General features: G+C 63.7%; 13 protein-coding genes. 9 read left to right on the forward strand and 4 right to left on the reverse strand.

All coding sequences use genetic code 11. From position 1 onward, the window contains the following. Positions 1–80 precede the first annotated feature (80 nt). Positions 81–1106, reverse strand: a complete 1026-nt coding sequence (locus AC07PQ_RS29700; RefSeq protein ID WP_493186701.1) for a LysM peptidoglycan-binding domain-containing protein — start codon at positions 1104–1106, stop codon at positions 81–83. Between the two features lie 152 nt (positions 1107–1258). Between AC07PQ_RS29700 and def the strand changes: the two genes are divergently transcribed. The 5 genes from def (at position 1259) to AC07PQ_RS29725 (ending at position 5902) form a co-directional block, all read left to right on the forward strand. Then, complete coding sequence (gene def, locus AC07PQ_RS29705; RefSeq protein ID WP_009041482.1) at positions 1259–1765, forward strand: peptide deformylase; 507 nt, start codon at positions 1259–1261, stop codon at positions 1763–1765. A gap of 69 nt (positions 1766–1834) precedes the next feature. Beyond that, positions 1835–2794 (forward strand): methionyl-tRNA formyltransferase, encoded by a 960-nt coding sequence (gene fmt / locus AC07PQ_RS29710; RefSeq protein WP_493186702.1) that lies wholly within the window; start codon positions 1835–1837, stop codon positions 2792–2794. Next, the gene (gene rsmB, locus AC07PQ_RS29715; protein WP_493186703.1) at positions 2791–4116 is read left to right on the forward strand and encodes a 16S rRNA (cytosine(967)-C(5))-methyltransferase RsmB; all 1326 of its coding nucleotides are present in this window, start codon (positions 2791–2793) and stop codon (positions 4114–4116) included. The genes fmt and rsmB overlap by 4 nt, the downstream gene beginning before the upstream one ends. 24 nt (positions 4117–4140) lie before the next feature. Further along, positions 4141–5514 (forward strand): Trk system potassium transporter TrkA, encoded by a 1374-nt coding sequence (gene trkA / locus AC07PQ_RS29720; RefSeq protein WP_007932603.1) that lies wholly within the window; start codon positions 4141–4143, stop codon positions 5512–5514. A gap of 64 nt (positions 5515–5578) precedes the next feature. Beyond that, a complete protein-coding gene (locus tag AC07PQ_RS29725) occupies positions 5579–5902 on the forward strand; it encodes a tetratricopeptide repeat protein (protein ID WP_007921017.1) in 324 nt (107 codons plus the stop codon). 151 nt (positions 5903–6053) lie between these two features. Here the strand turns inward: AC07PQ_RS29725 and AC07PQ_RS29730 are convergent, their stop codons facing one another. The 3 genes from AC07PQ_RS29730 to tag form a co-directional block, all read right to left on the reverse strand. Further along, positions 6054–6293 (reverse strand): PilZ domain-containing protein, encoded by a 240-nt coding sequence (locus AC07PQ_RS29730; RefSeq protein WP_007921019.1) that lies wholly within the window; start codon positions 6291–6293, stop codon positions 6054–6056. Positions 6294–6363: 70 nt separating this feature from the next. Continuing rightward, complete coding sequence (locus tag AC07PQ_RS29735; protein ID WP_007921020.1) at positions 6364–7251, reverse strand: lysophospholipid acyltransferase; 888 nt, start codon at positions 7249–7251, stop codon at positions 6364–6366. A 44-nt stretch (positions 7252–7295) separates the two neighbouring features. After that, positions 7296–7859, reverse strand: coding sequence for a DNA-3-methyladenine glycosylase I (gene tag / locus AC07PQ_RS29740; RefSeq protein ID WP_007921021.1), 564 nt, complete (start codon positions 7857–7859; stop codon positions 7296–7298). An 81-nt stretch (positions 7860–7940) separates the two neighbouring features. Between tag and glyQ the strand changes: the two genes are divergently transcribed. The 4 genes from glyQ (at position 7941) to AC07PQ_RS29760 (ending at position 12341) form a co-directional block, all read left to right on the forward strand. Further along, positions 7941–8894 (forward strand): glycine--tRNA ligase subunit alpha, encoded by a 954-nt coding sequence (glyQ, locus tag AC07PQ_RS29745; protein ID WP_003177094.1) that lies wholly within the window; start codon positions 7941–7943, stop codon positions 8892–8894. Further along, positions 8891–10945: a glycine--tRNA ligase subunit beta gene (glyS, locus tag AC07PQ_RS29750; protein WP_007921024.1), complete on the forward strand. Its 2055-nt coding sequence runs from the start codon at positions 8891–8893 to the stop codon at positions 10943–10945. Before glyQ ends, glyS begins: the two co-directional genes overlap by 4 nt. Before the next feature lie 8 nt (positions 10946–10953). Next, entirely contained in the window at positions 10954–11487 is a 534-nt protein-coding gene (gene gmhB / locus AC07PQ_RS29755) for a D-glycero-beta-D-manno-heptose 1,7-bisphosphate 7-phosphatase (protein WP_493186704.1), read from the forward strand. Between the two features lie 83 nt (positions 11488–11570). Continuing rightward, entirely contained in the window at positions 11571–12341 is a 771-nt protein-coding gene (locus AC07PQ_RS29760; protein WP_493186714.1) for a lysophospholipid acyltransferase family protein, read from the forward strand. The last annotated feature ends 12 nt before the right edge of the window (positions 12342–12353 follow it).

A 12353-nucleotide genomic window follows, 5' to 3' on the forward strand; every position in this document is an offset into this window, starting at 1 on the left:
GGATCATCCTTGATCGTTATAAGCCCGGTCGTAGCAAGAATAAGCTGTGGATAACTCTGTTGGTAACTTGTTGAGGGTTTTTACGGGTTACGGACTTTGTCCATGATCGCCAGGGAACGGGAAGCGTTGAGCACCAGGCCGTAACTGAGCTTGTCGTAGGTGCGAAAAACCATCAGCAGACCGGCCCGCTCATCCGGCATTTTCACCTGTCCACCGGCCACCCGGTCGCGCACGGTTTCGCCGGTTTTCATTACCGCCAGCACGTTGCCTTCAGCCAGGCCATCGCGCCGTCCCTTGTTCAACGTCACCACATCCAGCGCACCGATCTGGGTGACACCCCGTGGCACGTCGATGATCAGGCCCTCGACCGCCCGGCTCGGCGCGCTGGGGACAAAGGTCGAGTTGATGGTCCGTAGCTCGCCGCTGAACAAACGGTCGCCCAGACGCACTTCCTGGGTGGTGCGCTGCAATTGCAGGGTGGCGATATCGCCCTCGACCGCAACCACCTCGCCGCCGCCGATTTCGTCGGCGTTGACTCCCAGCACTTCGCCGCTCTGCGGGTCGGTGTAGGTCTTGCCCTGGCGGAAGATGCCGAAGACCGATTGCTCCGGGTCGAAGCGGCCGCGCGCGAAGATCCGATCGCCGGTGCCGCTGAGTACCCGTTCGGCATCGCCGGCGACTATGTAGGGCGCGCTGTCGAAGGCGTCGGCCCGGTCGAGGATGCGGTTGCTCAGCAGAAAGCTGTCGATGGCCTGCAGTGGAATGCTCGGGATCGCCTCGACCAGTGGCGTGCGACGCACCTGGGGCGAGAGCTTGACGGTGCCCCGGGAAGCGCCGCGCTCCAGGGTCAGGCGTGGTTCGCCATCGACCCGGACCAGCGCCAGGGAGTCGCCGGGGTAGATCAAATCGGGGTCGGCGAGGCTGGAATTGGCCTGCCAGAGCGCCGGCCATTGCCAGGGATCGCGCAGGAAGCGATTGGCGATGCTCCACAAGGTATCGCCCGCCACTACGGTGTAGCGCTGTGGATAACCCTCCCGGAGCGGCACCTGCGCCTGGCCGAAACCGGCCCAGCCCACGAGCAGCAAGGCGAGTAGTGATTTCCTCATGCGGTGAATCCCTTTATTATGTGTATTCGCGTGAAACGCCAGCGCCTGTGCGCTCCCTGCTCCTGACCGAGCACGTTTTACAACGGTTGCCCTTCCAGAACCCGCAAGGCCTCCGACTCCGAATTTACTTCACACGTGTAGCAATTACGCTTATGGCCATTTTAAACATCCTCGAATTCCCCGACTCGCGCCTGCGCACTATCGCCAAACCAGTGGCCGTAGTGGACGACGAAGTGCGTCAGTTGGTCGACGACATGTTTGAAACAATGTATGAGGCGCCCGGCATCGGCCTGGCCGCTACCCAGGTCAACGTGCACAAGCGCATCGTGGTCATGGACCTGTCCGAAGACCGCAGCGAGCCACGGGTGTTCATCAACCCCGAGTTCGAAGCGCTCACCGACGAAATGGGCCAGTACCAGGAAGGCTGCCTGTCGGTACCGGGCTTCTACGAGAACGTCGATCGTCCGCAACGCGTGAAAATCAAGGCCCTGGACCGTGACGGCCAACCTTACGAACTGATCGCCGAAGGCCTGCTCGCGGTGTGCATCCAGCACGAATGCGACCACCTCAACGGCAAATTGTTCGTCGATTACCTGTCCACGCTCAAACGCGACCGGATCAAGAAGAAGCTGGAAAAGCAGCATCGTCAGCAAGCTTGATTCCCTTCTTCCAAAGGCTTGCAGCGGCAAGCCTTTTTCTTTTCCGCGTGTTTATTACCGAGAACTCCCATGACTGAGCCACTGCGCATCGTCTTTGCCGGCACCCCGGAATTCGCCGCCGAACACCTCAAGGCCCTGCTCGACAGCCCTTACGAGATCGTCGCGGTCTACACCCAGCCGGACCGCCCGGCCGGGCGCGGGCAAAAGCTGATGCCGAGCCCGGTCAAGCAGCTGGCGCTGGAGCACGACATCCCCGTGCTGCAACCGCCGACCCTGCGCGACCCGCAGGCCCAGGCCGAACTGGCGGCCCTCGCGCCGGACCTGATGGTGGTGGTCGCCTACGGCCTGATCCTGCCGCAGGCGGTACTGGATATTCCGCGCCTGGGCTGCATCAACAGCCACGCCTCGCTGCTGCCACGCTGGCGCGGGGCGGCGCCGATCCAGCGCGCCGTGGAAGCCGGCGACGCGCTGAGCGGCGTGACCGTGATGCGCATGGAAGCCGGCCTGGACACCGGGCCGATGCTGCTCAAGGTCAGCACCCCGATCAGCGCCACCGACACTGGCGGCAGCCTGCATGACCGTCTCGCCGAAATGGGCCCGCCCGCCGTGGTGCAGGCCATCGCCGGCCTCACCGCCGCAACCCTGCAAGGCGAAGTGCAGGACGACAGCCTGGCCACCTACGCCCACAAACTGAACAAGGACGAAGCGCGGATCGACTGGAGCCGCCCGGCGCTGGAGCTGGAGCGTCTGGTGCGAGCCTTCAACCCCTGGCCGATCTGCCACAGCACGCTGAACGGCGAAGCGCTGAAGGTGCTGGCCGCCAGCCTCGCCGAAGGCAAGGGCGTGCCGGGCACCATCCTCGGCGCCAGCAAGGACGGCCTGCTCGTCGCCTGCGGTGAGCAGGCGCTGTGCCTGACCCGCCTGCAATTGCCCGGCGGCAAGGCGCTGAACTTCAGCGACCTGTTCAACAGCCGTCGCGAGAAATTCGCCACCGGCACCGTGCTCGGACAAGCGGCGGACGCCCAATGAACCCGCGTCTGGCCGCCGCCAAGGCCCTGACCTCGGTCCTCAACGGCAAAGCCTCGCTCAACAGCTCGCTGCCAACCCTGCTGGACAAGGTCGAAGCGCGCGATCGCGGCTTCACCCAGGACCTGGCTTTCGGCACCGCGCGCTGGCAGCCACGGCTGGCGGCGCTGGCCGCCAAACTGTTGCAGAAGCCGTTCAAGGCGGCCGATGCCGACGTCGAGGCGCTGCTGCTGGTAGGCCTTTATCAATTGCTCTACACCCGCGTCCCGGCGCACGCCGCCATCGGCGAAACCGTGGGCTGCGCCGACAAGCTGAAAAAGCCCTGGGCCAAGGCACTGATCAATGCCGTGCTGCGCCGCGCCCAACGTGAGAGCGAAGCACTGTTCGCCGAGCTGGAACGCGACCCGGTGGTGCGTACCGCCCATCCGCGCTGGCTGCAAAAGTCCCTCAAGGCGTTCTGGCCCGAGCAGTGGGAAGCCATCTGCGCCGCCAACAACGCCCACCCGCCGATGATCCTGCGGGTCAACCGCCGCCATCATTCCCGCGCCGCCTATCTCCAGCTGCTGAGCGAGGCCGGCGTTGCCGCCAAGCCTTGCGTCTATAGCCAGGACGGCATCGTGCTCGATGAAGCCGCCGACGTGCGCGCCCTGCCGGGCTTCGCCGAAGGCTGGATCAGCGTGCAGGACGAAGCCGCGCAACTGGCCGCCGAGCTGCTGGAACTGGCGCCGGGACAACGGGTGCTGGACGCCTGCTGCGCGCCCGGCGGCAAGACCTGCCACATCCTCGAAGTCGAGCCCGCGCTGGTCGGCGTGGTCGCGGTGGACCTGGAAGCCAAGCGCCTGGTGCGCGTCCAGGAAAACCTCGACCGCCTGGGCCTGAGCGCCGAGCTGATCGCCGCCGACGGCCGCGACACCGCCGCCTGGTGGGACGGCAAGCCGTTCCAGCGCATCCTGCTGGACGCGCCATGCTCGGCCACCGGGGTAATCCGCCGCCACCCGGATATCAAGCTCACCCGTCAGGCCGACGACATCGCCGCCCTGGCCAGCCTGCAAGGCGAACTGCTGGACGCCATGTGGTCGACCCTGGAAGTCGGCGGCATCCTGCTGTACGCCACCTGCTCGACCTTGCCGACCGAAAACACCGAGGTCATCGAGGCTTTCCTGGCCCGTACCCCGGGTGCTCGCGAACTGGACATCGCCGGGCAACTGGGTCAGCCTCCGGCCGGCCTGAAGCAGCCCCACGGTCGCCAGCTACTGGCGCAAGAGGGCGGCCACGACGGGTTCTACTACGCCAAGCTGATCAAGATTGCCGCCGCGCGCGGTTAAGAAAGGTTCTAAGGGAGTGACTGGATGAAGATCATCATCCTCGGAGCAGGGCAGGTGGGCGGCACGCTGGCAGAGCATCTGGCCAGCGAAGCCAACGACATCACGGTGGTCGACACCGACGGCGAACGCCTGCGCGATCTCGGCGACCGCCTGGACATCCGCACCGTACAGGGCCGCGGTTCGTTCCCCACGGTACTGCGCCAGGCCGGCGCCGACGATGCCGACATGCTGGTCGCGGTGACCAACAGCGACGAAACCAATATGGTCGCCTGCCAGGTCGCCCACACCCTGTTCCACACCCCGACCAAGATCGCCCGGGTCCGCGAAGCGGCCTACCTGACCCGCGCCGGCCTGTTCGACAACGAGGCGATTCCGGTCGACGTGCTGATCAGCCCGGAACAGGTGGTGACCAACTACATCAAGCGCCTGATCGAACACCCCGGCGCCCTGCAGGTGATCGACTTCGCCGAAGGCAAGGCCCAACTGGTGGCGGTCAGGGCCTATTACGGCGGGCCGCTGGTGGGGCAGCAACTGCGCCAGCTGCGCGAGCACATGCCCAACGTCGACACCCGTGTGGCGGCGATCTTCCGCCGTGACCGGCCGATCCTGCCCCAGGGCGATACGGTGATCGAGGCCGACGACGAAGTGTTCTTCATCGCCGCCAAGGCCAACATCCGTGCGGTGATGAGCGAGATGCGTCGCCTCGACGAGTCCTACAAGCGCATCGTCATCGCCGGCGGCGGGCAGATCGGCGAACGCCTGGCCGAAGCCATCGAAAGCCGTTACCAGGTGAAGATCATCGAGATGAATCCGGCGCGTTGCCGCTACCTCTCGGATAACCTCGACAGCACCGTGGTCCTGCAAGGCAGCGCCTCGGACCGCGACCTGCTGATGGAGGAAAACATCGCCGACGCCGATATCTTCCTGGCCCTGACCAACGATGACGAGGCCAACATCATGTCCTCGCTCCTGGCCAAGCGCCTGGGGGCGAAGAAGGTGATGACCATCATCAACAACCCGGCCTATGTCGACCTGATCCAGGGCGGCGATATCGACATCGCCATCAGCCCGCAGCTGGCCACCATCGGTACCCTGCTGGCCCACGTGCGCCGTGGCGATATCGTCAGCGTGCACTCGCTGCGCCGTGGCGCGGCGGAAGCCATCGAGGCGATCGCCCATGGCGATGCCAAATCGAGCAAGGTGATCGGCCGCGCCATCGAGGACATCGCGCTGCCGCCAGGCACCACCATCGGCGCGATCATCCGCGACGAGGAAGTGCTGATCGCCCACGACGACACGGTGATCGAAGCCGGCGACCATGTGATTCTGTTCCTGGTGGATAAAAAACATATCCGCGATGTGGAGAAGCTGTTCCACGTGGGCTTGAGCTTTTTCTGATCCAACGCCGTCCTGTAGCCGCTGCCGCAGGCTGCGGCTACAAGAGTCCACAGGAGTGACAACGATGCTCGAATCCCTGGAAAAAATGCTCGCCAAGGGCATGGATAACTCGCTGCTGCGCTTCGGCCTGGGCAAGGGTTATCTGGATCTGCACGAATACGCCAAGGCCGCCGAGCACCTGCAGCGCTGCGTCGGTTTCGACCCCAAGTATTCGGCGGCGTGGAAGCTGCTGGGCAAGGCCTATCAAGGCCTGGAGGACTATGCGGCGGCGCGCCAGGCCTGGGAGCAGGGCCTGGAAGCAGCCCGCGGACATGGCGACAAGCAGGCGGAAAAGGAAATGACGGTGTTCCTCAAGAAGCTCGAGCGCCAGGGCAAAGGCGCACTGTAGCCGCTGCCGAGCTTGCGAGGCTGCGTACGAGGACGTAGTCCTCGCTAAACCTGAACACCGGGATTGTCAGGAGAATCGCAGCGCCTGGTCTTGCGACCGCTTCGCAGCCTCGCAAGCTCGGCAGCGGCTACAGAGGCGATGTCCGGACGCTTCACAGGTAACGCAGGCCGATGCCCTCGGCGTCCACCAGCACCACCTCCATCTTCACCCGCGGCGCGTTCATCGGCAGGCCTTGCACCTGGCCGTAGACCACCGCGCCCTTGGGCAGCGCCGCCAATGCCGGGTGCTTGACGTACACCCCGCTGGCGGACAGGTTGTGCGTCTGGCCCAGGCACTCGCCGAAGCTTTCGTGCTGGATCTTGATCCTCAGGGATTTGCGCGAATCGGGCATATGCTGTGCTCTGCTTCAGCCTTTGTGGATAACCTTGGGCGAAAGGTTATCCACAGATCGTGCCAGGCGGTCAGTACCAGCGTTCTTCGCCGGGCGGACGTTTCTTGAAACGCTTCATGCTCCACATGTACTGGCTCGGATAAGCCCGCACATAGCGCTCGACCACTTGGCTCATCGCCGCGCAGGAAGTCTCGGTGTCGGTGCTGTACATCGCGTCCGGCGCGGCTTCGAGGATCACCTTGTAGCCCGAACCGTCGGGCAGGCGCAGCGCGTGCAGGAACACCCCGACCGCCTTGCCGCCGGCGAGCATGTTCGGCACGAACTTGCTGGTCAGCGCCCGGGTGGCGAAGAAGGGCACGAAGATCCCGGCGGATTCGGCCGGTTCCGGGTCGGCGGGAATGCCCACCGCCCCCCCTTTGCGCACTTCCTTGATAACGCTGAGGATGCCTTCCTTGGTCGAAGCCGCCACCCGGTTGCCCAGCTGGACCCGCTGCTTGCGCAGCAGTTCGTCCACCGCCTTGAGCTTCGGCGGGCGGTAGAAAATGATCGGTTTGCACTGGCTGCAATAGAAGTGGTTGAGCACTTCCCAGTTGCCCAGGTGGCTGGTGATGCCGACCACGCCCTTGCCCGACGCCAGCGCTTCTTGCAGCACCTCGAGGCCCTCGACTTCACGCACCAGGGCGATCGAGCGCTCGGCCGGCCAGATCCAGGCGCAGGCGCTTTCAGTCAGGGACTTGCCGATGTCTTTCAGGCTCTGCCCCACTAAACGCTCGCGTTCGGCAGCGTCCATCTGCGGAAAGCACTTGGCCAGGTTGATCCGTACCACATCGCGGGAACGGTTGGGGGTCTTCCACATGATCCAGCCGATGGCCGAACCGACCGCCTGCACCGCGCGCCAGGGCAGCAGGGCAAACAATCGCAGAGCGCCTACCAGCAGGGCGCCTTTAAACTTATCCACAGGTGACTCCTGATATCCGGGTCATGAACCTTGTCGCAAGCGGGCTATTCTAACCGGCCGTTTGTCAGGATGGCGTAGCGATCGCAGTCGCGGGTGTGATCCATCACCATGCCCGAAGCCTGCATCAGCGCATAACAGATGGTCGGCCCGACAAAGGTGAAGCCGGCCTTTTTCAAGCCGCGGCTCATCGCTTCGGCCTCTGGGGTAACCGCCGGGACTTCGCTGCGATCTTTGAAATGATTGATTTTCGACACCCCGCCGACGAACGACCAGAGGAATTCCACTGGGTCTTCCAGCGCCATCCAGGCCTGGGCGTTGCGCCGGGCGGCAGAGAGTTTCAGGCGGTTGCGGATAATCCCGGGATCGAGCATCAACTCATCGATTTGTGCATCGCTCATCTGCGCCACGCGCTGCACATCGAAGCCGAACAGCACCTGGCGATAACGCTCGCGCTTCTTCAGGACGGTGATCCAGGACAGGCCGGCCTGGAACCCTTCGAGCAATAACAACTCGAACAAACGCTGCGCGTCGCGTAGCGGCACGCCCCACTCCTGATCGTGGTACGCCATGTACAGGGGATCTTCGTTGCACCAAAAGCAGCGTGGCATAAGGCTCCAGTGGGCGTGCGCACAACTGAATCGGGTATACTCCCGCTCTTTAAATCGCAGCCCAAGTAACAGGTGAATTTCGTGAGCCAGCCTACGCCAGCCGTGCGTACCTTCCAAGACTTGATCCTCGCCCTCCAGCAATACTGGGCCGAGCAAGGTTGTGTGGTACTTCAGCCCTACGATATGGAAGTAGGCGCCGGCACTTTCCATACCGCCACGTTCCTGCGCGCCATCGGCCCGGAAACCTGGAACGCCGCTTATGTGCAGCCCAGTCGTCGCCCGACTGACGGCCGCTACGGCGAAAACCCGAACCGTCTGCAGCACTACTACCAGTTCCAGGTGGTCTTGAAGCCGAACCCGGAAAACTTCCAGGAGCTGTACCTGGGCTCGCTCAAACACGTCGGCCTCGACCCGCTGGTGCACGACATCCGTTTCGTCGAAGACAACTGGGAATCACCAACCCTCGGCGCCTGGGGCCTGGGCTGGGAAGTCTGGCTCAACGGCATGGAAGTGACTCAGTTCACCTACTTCCAGCAAGCCGGTGGCATCGAGTGCTACCCGGTGACCGGCGAGATCACCTACGGCCTGGAACGCCTGGCCATGTACCTGCAGGGCGTGGATTCGGTCTACGACCTGGTCTGGGCCGACGGTCCGTTCGGCAAGGTGACCTACGGCGACGTGTTCCACCAGAACGAAGTGGAGCAGTCGACCTACAACTTCGAACACGCCAACGTCGAGAAGCTGTTCGAACTGTTCGATTTCTACGAAAGCGAAGCCAAGCGCCTGATCGAGCTGGATCAGCCGCTGCCGTTGCCGAGCTATGAAATGGTCCTCAAGGCCTCGCACACCTTCAACCTGCTGGATGCCCGTCGCGCGATCTCCGTGACCGCGCGTCAGCAGTACATCCTGCGTGTGCGCACCCTGGCGCGTTCCGTCGCGCAAGCCTACCTGCTGGCCCGCGCCAAGCTGGGCTTCCCGATGGCGACTCCGGACCTGCGTGATGAAGTGTTGGCTAAGTTGGAGGCGGCACAATGAGTGCGCAAGATTTTCTGGTTGAACTGGGCACTGAAGAACTGCCACCCAAAGCCCTGAACACCCTGGCCGAAGCCTTCCTGGGCGGTATCGAAAAAGGCCTGCAGGCCGCCGGCCTGAACTTCGAAACCAAACATGTCTACGCCGCGCCACGCCGCCTGGCGGTGCTGATCAGCGGCCTGGCCACCCAGCAGCCGGACCGCAGCATCAACCTCGACGGCCCACCGCGCCAGGCCGCCTTCGACGCCGAAGGCAACCCGACCCAGGCCGCCCTGGGCTTCGCCAAGAAATGTGGCGTGGACCTGAGCGAAATCGACCAGAGCGGGCCGAAGCTGCGCTACAGCCAGAGCATCAAGGGCAAGCCGACCGCCAGCCTGCTGCCGACCATCGTCGAAGACTCGCTGAACGACCTGCCGATTCCGAAACGCATGCGTTGGGCCGCGCGCAAGGAAGAGTTCGTGCGTCCGACCCAATGGCTGGTGATGCTGCTGGGTGACCAGGTCATCGACTGCACCATCCTCGCCCAGAAAGCCGGTCGCGACTCCCGTGGCCACCGCTTCCATCATCCGCAAAGCGTGCGCATCACCTCGCCGGCCAACTACCTGGACGACCTGCGTGCCGCCTATGTGCTGGCCGATGCCAACGAGCGTCGCGAGCTGATCAGCAAGCGCACCGAAGAACTGGCGCGCCTGCAGGAAGGCACCGCCATCGTTCCAGCCGATTTGCTGGACGAAGTGACCGCCCTGGTGGAATGGCCGGTGCCGCTGGTGTGCTCGTTCGAGGAGCGTTTCCTCGAAGTGCCGCAGGAAGCCCTGATCACCACCATGCAGGACAACCAGAAGTACTTCTGCCTGCTGGACGTCGACGGCAAGCTGCTGCCGCGTTTCATTACCGTGGCCAACATCGAAAGCAAGGACCCGCGCCAGATCATCGAGGGCAACGAGAAAGTCGTTCGCCCACGCCTGACCGACGCCGAGTTCTTCTTCAAGCAGGACAAGAAACAGAAGCTCGAAGACTTCAACCAGCGCCTGCAGAACGTGGTGTTCCAGGAGAAGCTGGGCAGCGTCTACGACAAGGCCGAGCGCGTCTCGAAACTGGCCGCGTTCATCGCCCCGCGCATCGGCGGCGACGCCCAGCGTGCCGCGCGTGCGGGCCTGCTGTCGAAGTGCGACCTGGCCACCGAAATGGTCGGCGAGTTCCCGGAAATGCAAGGCATCGCCGGTTACTACTACGCCCTCAATGACGGCGAGCCGGAAGACGTCGCCCTGGCGCTGAACGAGCAATACATGCCGCGTGGCGCCGGCGCCGAGCTGCCAAGCACCGTCACCGGTGCCGCCGTGGCCATCGCCGACAAGCTCGACACCCTGGTCGGCATCTTCGGCATCGGCATGCTGCCAACCGGCAGCAAGGACCCGTACGCGCTGCGTCGTGCCGCGCTGGGCGTGCTGCGCATCCTGATCGACAAGAAGCTCGACCTGGACCTGACCGAAGCCGTGGCGTTCGCCGTCAGCGCGTTCGGCAGCAAGGTCAAGAGCGCCGGCCTGGCCGATCAGGTCCTGGAGTTCATCTTCGACCGTCTGCGTGCCCGTTACGAAGACGAAGGCGTGGATGTCGCCACCTACCTGTCGGTCCGTGCCCTGAAGCCGGGTTCGGCCCTGGACTTCGACCAGCGCGTGCAGGCCGTGCAGGCCTTCCGCAAGCTGCCGGAAGCCGCCGCATTGGCCGCGGTGAACAAGCGCGTCTCGAACCTGCTGAGCAAGGTCGAAGGCAGCGTGCCGACCACCGTGGAGGCCAAGTACTTCGACAACGCCAACGAGTTCTCCCTGTACTCGGCGATCCAGCAAGCGGACCAGGCCGTGCAGCCAATGGCCGCGGCGCGTCAGTACAGCGAGACCCTGGCCCGCCTGGCCGCCCTGCGCGAGCCGGTCGACGCCTTCTTCGAGAAGGTGATGGTCAACGCCGAAGACGCCAACGTGCGGGCCAACCGCTACGCGCTGCTGGCACGTCTGCGGGGTCTGTTCCTCGGTGTCGCCGACATCTCGTTGCTGGGGTAAGGCGTACCGTGAAGCTGCTGATTCTCGATCGGGACGGAGTGATCAATTACGACTCCGACGCTTACATCAAATCGGTGGAGGAGTGGATTCCGCTCCCCGGCTCGGTCGAAGCCATCGCGCAGTTGAGCAAGGCCGGCTGGACGGTAGCAGTCGCTACCAACCAGTCGGGCATCGCTCGCGGTTACTACGATGTCGCCACCCTCGACGCCATGCACGAGCGCCTGCGCGCTCTGGTGGCCGAGCAGGGCGGCGAACTCGGTCTCATCGTGTACTGCCCCCATGGCCCGGACGAAGGTTGCGCCTGCCGCAAACCCAAGCCCGGCATGTTGCAGACCATTGCCTGGCACTACGCAGTGGATCTGGCTGGTCTATGGTTTGTGGGCGACAGTCTCGGTGACCTGGAAGCCGCAAAAGCCGTCGACTCTCAGCCAGTTTTGGTAAAGACCGGGAAAGGCGAAAAGACCCTGGGGAAAACCCTACCGGTAGGCACCTTGATTTTTGACGACCTGGCGGCAGTTGCCGCTGAACTTATCCACAATTAGAGTCCTTCTGAGATCCTGACCAAGGGTTGTTCGGGAGTGTGCTTTTTTAGAGGCGGGCAATGCCCGCAACGGTAAACGCCGCTATGTCGATCCTGCAGGCAATCAGAACCTTCTTCTTTTACCTGCTGCTGGGCACCAGTTCGTTGCTGTGGTGCTCCCTGAGCTTTTTTATCGCGCCCTTCCTGCCGTTCAAGGCGCGCTATCGCTTTATCAACGTCTATTGGTGCCGCTGCGCATTGTGGCTGACCAAGGTGTTTCTCAAGATCAACGTAGAAGTGAAGGGCGCGGAAAATATCCCCGAGCGTCCTTGCGTGATTGTCTCGAACCACCAGAGCACCTGGGAGACGTTCTTTCTCTCGGCCTATTTCGAACCGCTGAGCCAGGTGCTCAAGCGTGAACTGCTGTATGTGCCGTTCTTCGGCTGGGCCATGGCCATGCTGCGTCCGATCGCCATCGACCGCGACAATCCCAAGGCCGCGCTCAAGCAGGTCGCCAGCAAGGGCGACGAGCTGCTCAAGGACAATGTCTGGGTGTTGATCTTCCCGGAAGGCACCCGGGTGCCTTACGGCCAGATGGGCAAGTTCTCCCGCAGCGGCAGCGCCCTGGCGGTCAATGCCGACTTACCGGTGCTGCCGGTAGCGCACAACGCCGGCAAATACTGGCCGAAGACCGGTTGGCTCAGGCACCCCGGCACCATCACCGTGGTGATTGGTGCGCCGATGCACGCCGAAGGCTCCGGTCCACGGGCCATCGCCGAGCTCAACGACCGGGTCGCGGCCTGGAATGAGCAGGCGCAGCGGGACATGGGTTCGCTGCCTCCGGTAGCCGCGGCGCCGGACAAAATGGCCATTTGAGTTTCTGTGGAT

This window comes from Pseudomonas sp. GW821-FHT09E12 (assembly GCF_059416085.1).

Bases quoted from the DNA above. Each gene is read 5' to 3' on its own strand.
- AC07PQ_RS29700 (WP_493186701.1), bottom strand. From the start codon at position 1,106: ATGAGGAAATCACTACTCGCCTTGCTGCTCGTGGGCTGGGCCGGTTTC.
- def (WP_009041482.1), top strand. From the start codon at position 1,259: ATGGCCATTTTAAACATCCTCGAATTCCCCGACTCGCGCCTGCGCACT.
- fmt (WP_493186702.1), top strand. From the start codon at position 1,835: ATGACTGAGCCACTGCGCATCGTCTTTGCCGGCACCCCGGAATTCGCC.
- rsmB (WP_493186703.1), top strand. From the start codon at position 2,791: ATGAACCCGCGTCTGGCCGCCGCCAAGGCCCTGACCTCGGTCCTCAAC.
- trkA (WP_007932603.1), top strand. From the start codon at position 4,141: ATGAAGATCATCATCCTCGGAGCAGGGCAGGTGGGCGGCACGCTGGCA.
- AC07PQ_RS29725 (WP_007921017.1), top strand. From the start codon at position 5,579: ATGCTCGAATCCCTGGAAAAAATGCTCGCCAAGGGCATGGATAACTCG.
- AC07PQ_RS29730 (WP_007921019.1), bottom strand. From the start codon at position 6,293: ATGCCCGATTCGCGCAAATCCCTGAGGATCAAGATCCAGCACGAAAGC.
- tag (WP_007921021.1), bottom strand. From the start codon at position 7,859: ATGCCACGCTGCTTTTGGTGCAACGAAGATCCCCTGTACATGGCGTAC.
- glyS (WP_007921024.1), top strand. From the start codon at position 8,891: ATGAGTGCGCAAGATTTTCTGGTTGAACTGGGCACTGAAGAACTGCCA.
- AC07PQ_RS29760 (WP_493186714.1), top strand. From the start codon at position 11,571: ATGTCGATCCTGCAGGCAATCAGAACCTTCTTCTTTTACCTGCTGCTG.